At 35.7% G+C, this 9227-nt stretch carries 7 protein-coding genes and 1 pseudogene; all 8 read left to right on the top strand.

All coding sequences use genetic code 11. From position 1 onward, the window contains the following. Nucleotides 1-224: 224 nt before the first annotated feature. Entirely contained in the window at nucleotides 225-1250 is a 1026-nt protein-coding gene (locus EVI01_RS12760) for a serine hydrolase domain-containing protein (protein WP_010751753.1), read from the top strand. A 38-nt stretch (nucleotides 1251-1288) separates the two neighbouring features. Beyond that, nucleotides 1289-2239: a mannose-6-phosphate isomerase, class I gene (manA, locus tag EVI01_RS12755; protein ID WP_010751752.1), complete on the top strand. Its 951-nt coding sequence runs from the start codon at nucleotides 1289-1291 to the stop codon at nucleotides 2237-2239. Nucleotides 2240-2492: 253 nt separating this feature from the next. Continuing rightward, the gene (gene rbsK, locus EVI01_RS12750) at nucleotides 2493-3401 is read left to right on the top strand and encodes a ribokinase (protein WP_010751751.1); all 909 of its coding nucleotides are present in this window, start codon (nucleotides 2493-2495) and stop codon (nucleotides 3399-3401) included. 17 nt (nucleotides 3402-3418) lie between these two features. Further along, nucleotides 3419-3814 (top strand): D-ribose pyranase, encoded by a 396-nt coding sequence (rbsD, locus tag EVI01_RS12745; protein ID WP_010751750.1) that lies wholly within the window; start codon nucleotides 3419-3421, stop codon nucleotides 3812-3814. A gap of 26 nt (nucleotides 3815-3840) precedes the next feature. Then, nucleotides 3841-4722 (top strand): ribose/proton symporter RbsU, encoded by an 882-nt coding sequence (rbsU, locus tag EVI01_RS12740; protein WP_010751749.1) that lies wholly within the window; start codon nucleotides 3841-3843, stop codon nucleotides 4720-4722. A 907-nt stretch (nucleotides 4723-5629) separates the two neighbouring features. After that, nucleotides 5630-5842, top strand: a complete 213-nt coding sequence (locus EVI01_RS12730; RefSeq protein WP_241546195.1) for a hypothetical protein — start codon at nucleotides 5630-5632, stop codon at nucleotides 5840-5842. A 333-nt stretch (nucleotides 5843-6175) separates the two neighbouring features. Beyond that, nucleotides 6176-6376, top strand: a complete 201-nt coding sequence (locus tag EVI01_RS12725) for a hypothetical protein (protein WP_010751747.1) — start codon at nucleotides 6176-6178, stop codon at nucleotides 6374-6376. Nucleotides 6377-6464: 88 nt separating this feature from the next. Continuing rightward, a pseudogene (locus tag EVI01_RS12720) lies at nucleotides 6465-9227 on the top strand (SpaA isopeptide-forming pilin-related protein); the annotation flags it as partial.

Here is a 9227-nt window from a genome sequence, read left to right as displayed (position 1 = left end):
GCAGATCAGCCTTTTCACAACCTTATCCACGGTGTTTCAGAAGCAACTCCTCAACAATAAGCTCTGATTTTCAAAAATATGGAAAGCTATTTTAGAAAATCATTTCTTATTTGCTCGGAGCTGACCGCTTCTGTCACAACCTCTTGCATCTATTAAAAAAAAGTTATATGCTTTTTTAGTGTAACCAAAAGAAAATGGGTCTTCGGATAGAGAAGGAGAAAATAATGTATCCAGAAACAAAGCAGTTGATTTTAAATAAACTTGAAGAGGGGTATTATCCTGGTGTGGTTGGTGCATTTATCAATCACGAACGAGTGGAAAGTTTTTCAGCTGGGCATGCACAGATCACACCAGAAATTCTACCAATGGAAATCGACTTATTATTTGATGTAGCATCCTTAACAAAGGTAATTGCAACGACTAGTTTAGTGTTGCGTTTATGGGAAGATGGTAAAATAGATTTAGATGAAACGTTGCATCGTTATTTACCTGCTTTTGAAAATCGGACGATTACTTTGCGCCATTTATTAACTCATACTTCAAATATTGAAACATGGATTCCTAATCGCAATCAATTATCCCAAGAACAATTGATCAAAGCCTACCTAAAACTTCAACCTGGTGAACAATTAGGTCAAGTGGTGAAGTATACGGATGCTGGAACTATTTTGTTAGGATTGATGTTAGAAGAAATTTTTCAAGAGCCAGCTGTAGAGTTATTTCAAGAACAAGTATTGGACCCTTTAGGAATGATAAACAGCACTTTTTTGCCTTACCCTTCGAAAAAAATCGTTCCAACAGAGCAGCTTTCTTCTGGAGAAGTTTTACGGGGAATTACACATGACCCAAAAGCCAGAATATTAGCTGAACATGCTGGAAATGCAGGTTTGTTTCTTGATTTAGAAGACAGTATCAAATTTGTAAAAATGTATTTAAGTTTAGGAAAAACGGAGAATGGGCGATTCTTAGAAGAAAAAACCATCCTATCGCTTTTAAAAGATCAAACGCCAAATAAACAAGGGAATCGTTCATTCAGTTGGGATTTGAAAAAAGGCATAGAGCAGCAACAACCGATTCTTTTTCACACAGGATATACGGGAACCTTTTTGCTCATTGATGTGATCGAACAAGAAGCCTTTATTTTCTTATCAAATCGTATTCATCCAACCGATCAGCGGGAAGCTTATATTCGTTGCCGAGACGAAATCGTTGATAAATTTTTGAAAGAGAAAGCGTTATTAAAAAAATGATGCTATAATAACTATGAAAATTGAGAGGAGTTTAACATATGCAAGAACCTATGTTTTTAAAACCAGTGTTTCAAGAGAAAATTTGGGGAGGAAGCCGTTTAAAATCAGTATTTGGATTTGATATACCAAATGATAAAATCGGTGAAGATTGGGCAATCAGTGCGCATCCCCATGGAGTAAGCATCGTAGAAAATGGTGAATTTAAAGGATATAAATTAGATGATTTATGGCAAGAGCATAAAGAATTATTTGGTCATCCTACTGAACCGGTGTTTCCGTTGTTAATCAAAATCTTAGACGCAGAAGATGATCTTTCTGTGCAAGTTCATCCAGATGATACTTATGGAATGAAACATGAAGGAGAATTAGGTAAGACAGAATGTTGGTATATCATTGATGCTGAACCTGGGGCAGAGATCATTTATGGACATCATGCAAAGACAAGAGAAGAACTTGCTGAAATGATACGTGATGAACGTTGGGATGACTTGTTGAAGAAAGTTCCTGTTAAAAAAGGTGACTTTTTCTATGTGCCTAGTGGAACAATTCATGCTATTGGTAAAGGGATTATGATCTTAGAAACACAACAAAGTTCAGATACGACTTACCGAGTATATGATTATGATCGAAAGGATGCAAATGGAAATGCCCGAAAACTGCATATCCAACAATCAATTGATGTTACAACTGTGCCGGCTACAGCTCCGCAAGTTCAGATGAAAGAAATACGCAAAGGTAATTCATCGATCGTCACTTATTTAGAAACAGAATTTTTCAATGTTTATGAATGGGATATCAAAGGAATTACGGCATTTAAAAAACAAGCTCCTTATACATTAGCGACAGTTATTGATGGAGCCGGTGAGTTAGTAATCAATGAAAAATCTTATCCTTTAACTAAAGGAACAAGTTTTATTTTGCCCAATGATATTGAAGAATGGACAATTCAGGGTGACTTATCCATTATTGCTTCTGAACCAGGAAAATAAGTCATAAAATGAAGAATAATTTTTTATTTTGGAAAAAAGCTGAGAAATTTTCTCAGTCTTTTTTTTACTTGATTTTTTCGCTTGTAGGCGCCGACTTTTTTATTTTTATTTGTAGAACAGAAAAATAAGCAAATACTAGATTCTTGAAATAGTTTTCACTCTATGGTATATTTTTGGTGTGGAATTAAAACGTTTTAATTATCGTTTTAACAGTATTTTCCTTAATTTACACAAGTTGAAATGGAGTGAGATAATGAATACTGTAACAGTTATTGGTAGCATTAATTTAGATCGAACGATTCGAGTGAAACATATGCCTAAACCTGGCGAAACGATTCATACAAAAGAAACATTTTCAGCAGGTGGAGGAAAAGGAGCCAACCAAGCGGTAGCTGCCAGACGATCAGGGGCAAAGACTTATTTTATTGGCGCAATTGGTACGGATGAAGCTGGGAAAACAATGGCTGAACTTTTAGAACAAGAAGAAATCGATTTAACAGGAGTAACGACTTTAGAAAATCAAGCAACGGGGCAAGCTTATATTATTGTGGATGATGAAGGTGAAAATAGTATTATGATTTATGCTGGAGCCAATAATGCTTTCACTTCTGAACAAGTAAAACAAAATACGGCAATTATTGAAAAAAGTGATTTTATCATTGCACAGTTTGAAAGCGCTATAGAAAGTACGGTTTCCGCCTTTACTATGGCAAAAGAAGCTGGAGTAAAAACAATTTTAAATCCTGCGCCAGCGTTGGAAACGGTACCAGAAGAATTATTAAAAGTAACAGATATGATTATTCCTAATGAAACAGAAACGGAAATATTAACGGGAATTACGATTACAGATGAAAATAGTTTAAAACAAGCCGCTGATCAATTCCATCAATTAGGAATTGAAGTAGTCATTATTACTATAGGCAGTAAGGGTGCATTTTATGCTAAGAAGAATGGAGAAACTGGGATCGTTCCAGCTTTTAAAGTAAATGCTGTAGACACGACCGCAGCAGGAGATACATTTATTGGAGCAATGAGCAGTATGTTGGCAAAAGATTTTAGTAATTTAGAAGCAGCCATCCAATACGGAAATAAAGCTTCTTCACTAACTGTCCAACGTTTTGGTGCACAACCTTCTATTCCTTATAAAGAAGAACTTAACTAGAGAAAGGTGTTTTTATTATGAAAAAATCAAAAGTAATTAATTCAGAAATTTCGCATGTGATTGCTCAGATGGGGCATTTTGATAAATTAAGCATTGGTGATGCAGGAATGCCTGTACCATTGGCTACTAAAAAGATTGATTTGGCTTTAGATAATGGGATACCAAGTTTTATGGAAGTCTTGAATAACGTTTTGGAAGAATTAGAAGTACAACGTATTTATTTAGCCGAAGAAATTAAAACAGAAAATCCTAACGTATTATTAGAAATTCAACAGCGCTTGCCTGAAACACCTATTTCATTTATTCCTCATAATGAAATGAAAGCAGACTTAAGTAACTGCCATGCGTTTATTCGTAGTGGGGAAATGACTCCGTACGCTAATATTATTTTAGAAAGTGGCGTTATATTTTAGGCGTAATAAAAGGGGGAAAATAATAAATGAATACTACAGCGCTTTTAATTGGGTTAGGACCACTCTTAGGTTGGGGATTATATCCGACAATTGCCTCTAAAATTGGTGGACGCCCAGTCAATCAAATCTTAGGTTCGACATTAGGAACACTGATTTTTGCGATTGCTTTTGCTTTGTTTAAAGGGATGGGGTTACCTACAGGATCAGATCTTATTTTTTCAATCTTATCTGGTGTCGGTTGGGCAATCGCTCAAATCATTACGTTTCAATCATTTACTTTAGTTGGTTCATCACGTGCGATGCCTATAACCACAGCGTTTCAATTATTAGGCGCTTCTTTGTGGGGAGTATTCGCCTTAGGAAACTGGCCGGGAGTTACTGCAAAAATTTTAGGAGCCTTTGCATTAGTATTGATTATTCTAGGTGCATGGTTGACAGTTTGGACAGAAAAGAAAAATAAAGAAGATAGTCATTTATTAAGAAAAGCAGTTCTGTTGTTAGCAATAGGAGAAATTGGCTATTGGGCCTATTCTGCTGCACCACAAGCCACTTCTATTGATGGGATGCATGCTTTTTTACCACAAGCAATTGGGATGGTTATTGTTGCTGTCATATATGCCATTGTTTTAAGTTTCAAAGAAAAATCTGCATTGGTGGAAGTCGTTTCTTATAAACATATTTTTTCTGGTTTTTTCTTTGCTTTTGCTGCTTTAACTTACTTGATTTCAGCGCAACCAAATATGAACGGGTTAGCTACTGGTTTTATTCTTTCACAAACATCGGTTGTATTAGCTACTTTAACAGGTATTTGGTTCTTAGGACAAAAGAAAACCAAAAAAGAGATGACTGTCACAATTATTGGATTAGTGTTGATTTTAGTTGCAGCTACAATCACTGTGTTACTCTAGTGATTTCTAAAAAAGAAAGATTCCTATCAGCTTTTTATGTAAAGTTGATAGGAATCTTTCTTTTTTTGGATAAATCGCAAATAAATCGTAATTATAGAGTGAGGAGGCGAATAACAGTTGGCAGAAATATATAAATATCTATAAGAATATGATTATTAATATCGATATGCGGTGTAATCCTATCAAGGTGAAGAATATGACCATGTATTCGATAGGAGAATTGGGAAAACAAATAGGTGTAACGCCACAAACATTTAGAAATTGAGATAAAAAAGGAGAATTAAAACCTGCTCTTGTCTAACAAGATGGCACTCGTTATTTTTTTTGAAAAACAACGAAATCAATTCTACAAAGAAAGATTGAGGCACAGGAATTAGTTGAGGACTTCATCCAGATTGTCACCGTTTTTAGTTACCGATTATAAGGAAAACGAATAAATCTAAGAAGATGATGAAGGAATTGATGGAAGATGATATGAACCAAGAAAGTAAGATTACGATCAAATGAAGAAAAACAGTTTTGGCAATCAGCAGGAACTGCACTTTGGATTATTAATCAAACAAAAAAGTAAGAAAGATTGAGAAACGTTTACGTAGGTTACAGCGTAAAGTCTCTCGCAAATACGAGTGGAATAAGGAGGGAAACCGATTTGTCAAAACGTGTAACATCTATAAATTAGAAAATAAAATTCGGCATACCCATCGAAGACTAACCAATATTCGTCAAAATCATTTGCATCATACAACAACGGAGGTAGTGAAAACCAAACTATCAAGAATTGTTGTAGAAATAGGAAGTAAACATGAATCGGACAACTTTTACAGTTGGTTAGAACTATTTATAGATTTTTGGCAACGGGATTTAAGTGCTTAGAATCTGTTCAAAAAAAGCAATTAGAAGCAAAGCATTGACTGTACGATTGTTTGATGGTTCAACATGGGCCAATTTAGGAAACGGCCAGTTTATCAATCGAGAAACGAAAAAAGAATTACCGGATTATAAAATTTATCCCCAAATAAAAACCGCTGTTTCTTCTGGAGGCATGATCTTCGCTAAACGAATGAATGCCAAACAATATTTACAATATGTAGAACGACCAACTAAAGTAAAGACTTGGTAACGAAATAAAGTGTTCCTTGAAAATTTTATAAATAAGCATCATTACTGGTCATAAATAGTGACTGATGTGAATGATTTGCTGTCTGTTCATATCGATGCTCGAAAAATGACAGTCCTGTTAACGATGGCGTGTTAACAGCAAAAGTAACGCTATAGTTCATTGATGAAGACGGAACAAATAATGAGTTATGTCATTATTTGATTAAGGAAGGATTTCTTACGTCTGCGTTTCTCAAAGTTTTATAGTGCTACAGGTTGGCTTTTTCCTAAAAAAGCAGGTTTTCACTCATCCTAAAAGTGTTGATGCCTTAAATCTGTAAGGAGTGATGTACAAATGTCAGAAATACAACGATTATTATACTTTATGCGTAGTGGTAAACGTAAACAGATTACATTAAAAGAATACGAACGACTTATTCATAAAAAAGATTGGACAAATGGTAGTAAGGCAAAATTGATTAATCAGATCCCAAAAAGTGGTGTTTTAAGATATGAACGTTGTAAAAATGAATACATCATTCGTTTGATACGGTGAGATGATTCAAAAAGAAATTTATTTCCACGCAAGTAATAACTTTTGTAGTTAAGCGATAAAATCCATTATCAAAAACAGGAGAATTTTTATGAAAAAATACCAGTTAATTGTACGAACATTTATTATTATGAGCTTAATCATTGCTTCTTTTAGCTATAATCTTTCGGTTTTAGCGTTGGAAAGAGAAAAAACAGTTCAAGAAGAGGAACAAAAGATCACTTTCCTTCAAGAAAATCAGTTGATTCAAGACTCTATGGGAAAATTGTACACAACAACACCCTCTAATTACATACATTCTTCCATTCACGATATTTTTAAAGAGGTGAATGCAATAAATCGAATGGCGAACCAGACCATTGTTGTGGATCCTAATGCTCATATTGCAAACATCGATATTCATTTATCCAACGGTGGTCGTGAATATGGATGGTATGGAAAACGTGTGAATAATGAAATTGCACTTTGTATTGAACAAGGAGCTGTGCTGAATATTGGGGAGAACCATGGCTATACAGTTACTGAATTGAACACAGAACAAATGAAAAAAATATCATTAATTAAATACTATGGCATAATCGTGACAGGTCATACACTTCATAAAGAATTAATGACCCAGCTTTTAGCATGGGAACAACAAGCAATCTATCCTGTCAGTATTTCAGGTGTTTTTTCAATGGCTGATTATCAGTCATTTAAATCCGACGTTATGGCAAATGTCAATAAATTCTATACAACGCCCTCTTTTGCGAATCAAACGTTTGAATTAGAGCTAGGTAAACCGCTGACTATCACAGATACAACAGGAGCATTTAGTCATTACAAACCTTCTCCTTCAAAAATACCTCAAGGAATAGATGTCTATAAAGAAGGGAGTAAATTAACAATTCTAGCAACAAAGGATGCTGATTCTTCTAGTAAACTTGAATTTGAATATGATATTGCTTCGTCTTTTTAAGGTGTTCCACTGATTTATCAACATCCTTATACGCAGAATGTAATGATCGGTAGGATAAGTGATAACAGACAGCTTTCTTTAACCATTAATGTATCAAAAAACGGCAATGCCCGTGTACGCAAGGTAGATGAATCCACCAAGCAACCACTGGCAGGTGCCGTTTTTCGCTTTACTACATCTGACGGTCAAACCAAAGAAATCACTTCAGGATCAGATGGCTATGCGACATGGAATGATTTATTAGTCGATACAAAAATAACCATTCAAGAAATCAAAGCGCCCAATGGATATGTATTAAGTTCCACCCCACAAACACTAACCATTAAAGCCAACGAAACCACGACTATCACCAAAGACAACAAAGAACAACTAGCGAATCTCAAAATAATCAAAGAAGATGAAGAAACAGGGAATACCCCACAAGGAGCGGCGCAATTAGTCGGAGCGATTTATGAATTAACCGATAAAAACGGTCAATCGGTTGGTAAACTGACCATGAAAGATACAAATGGTGTTGCTCAAGCAGAAATAAAAGACTTAAAATTAGGAACCTACTATTTACAGGAAATCGAGCCACCTGAAGGCTATCAGCTTAACCCAACAACATACACCGTTGAACTCACGTATGCTGGACAAAATGAAACCGTGGCACTGCATAGTCAAACGGTGACGGATCGTGTCATTAAAGGGAATATTGAAGGTTATAAATTTGGTTCACGTCCATTAATTCCACAAACAGTTTTTGAGATGTTTGAGCTATTTTCAACTGACAACAAGGACATGAAACCGCCGTTAGAAGGGGTGGAACTAACCGCAACTTCTCATACCACTGGGAAAAAATACGTCCAAGTCACTGGAAAGAATGGGTATTTTAAATTTGAAAACCTTCCTTATGATACGTATACCATTGAAGAAACCCAAGGAATGGATGGCTATTTATTGATCGAGCCATTTGAGGTCACGATCACCGAAGAAGGCTATACGCATTTCTTCTTGTTAGAAGATAAAATCATTGAGTCTCGCCTCCACATTGTCAAAATTGATGAAGAAACAGGAGAAAATATCCCTTATGCTAGAGCACAATTTAAAATCTTTGATACGTGGGCAAATGAGGGAGAAGGGGCCTTTGTTTCGATGGTCCGTCCCAATGATACGGAAAGTACAGACGTTTTTGAAACCAATGAAAAAGGTGAAATCGTCACGACTGAAAGTTTGGCTTGGGGAGTGGAACGCTATGAACTGCATGAAGTCAAAGCGCCAGAAGGTTATGTACCACTAGAAGAACCAATTATCTTTAGTGTGACAGAAGATGCAGGAGCGTTGATTCGTCTAGAAGTCCCCAATCGCTTAGCACGTCAAACGATCCAATTGATCAAGCGAGATCGATTGAATGAACAACCATTAGCCAATGTACCATTTAATCTGTACAAATTAGAAACAGACGAAGCAGGCGAATCTTCACAAAACTTAGTGGATGAATACCTGACCGATGAAGCAGGCGAGATAACGATTGAAGGACTTCCTTATGGAAAGTATCAATTGGTGGAAGAAAATCCATTGGAAGGATATTTACCATTAGAAGAACCCTTGGAATTTTCTGTGACCGTTGAAAAAGATGGCGAATTGATCGTGCTAGAAGCGTATAACGAACGGGAACAATTACAGTTAACCTCTTTATTTAGTCATGTAAATGGCGAAAAAACACTTGATCCAACCATAGACAATCGCTTGAAAGATGTAGTGTGGGTTAAAGGAGAAGCCCTTGAAATTGGACACACATACACTGTTTTTACTCAATATAAGAATACGAAAACAGGAAAAGTTGTAAGTGAAGACACGTCAACTTATACAGCTAAGAGTAAAGAAGACGAGTTTGAAGTTTCTCTTGATTTGAAA

The sequence above is a fragment of the Enterococcus villorum genome, from assembly GCF_007990225.1.
GTDB lineage: Bacteria > Bacillota > Bacilli > Lactobacillales > Enterococcaceae > Enterococcus_B > Enterococcus_B villorum.
This window is presented reverse-complemented; position numbering and strand designations above follow the sequence as displayed.

Excerpts from the sequence above, each read along its gene's own strand:
- rbsU (WP_010751749.1), top strand. The coding sequence starts at position 3,841 with ATGAATACTACAGCGCTTTTAATTGGGTTAGGACCACTCTTAGGTTGG.
- EVI01_RS12725 (WP_010751747.1), top strand. The coding sequence starts at position 6,176 with ATGTCAGAAATACAACGATTATTATACTTTATGCGTAGTGGTAAACGT.
- manA (WP_010751752.1), top strand. The coding sequence starts at position 1,289 with ATGCAAGAACCTATGTTTTTAAAACCAGTGTTTCAAGAGAAAATTTGG.
- EVI01_RS12760 (WP_010751753.1), top strand. The coding sequence starts at position 225 with ATGTATCCAGAAACAAAGCAGTTGATTTTAAATAAACTTGAAGAGGGG.
- rbsD (WP_010751750.1), top strand. The coding sequence starts at position 3,419 with ATGAAAAAATCAAAAGTAATTAATTCAGAAATTTCGCATGTGATTGCT.
- rbsK (WP_010751751.1), top strand. The coding sequence starts at position 2,493 with ATGAATACTGTAACAGTTATTGGTAGCATTAATTTAGATCGAACGATT.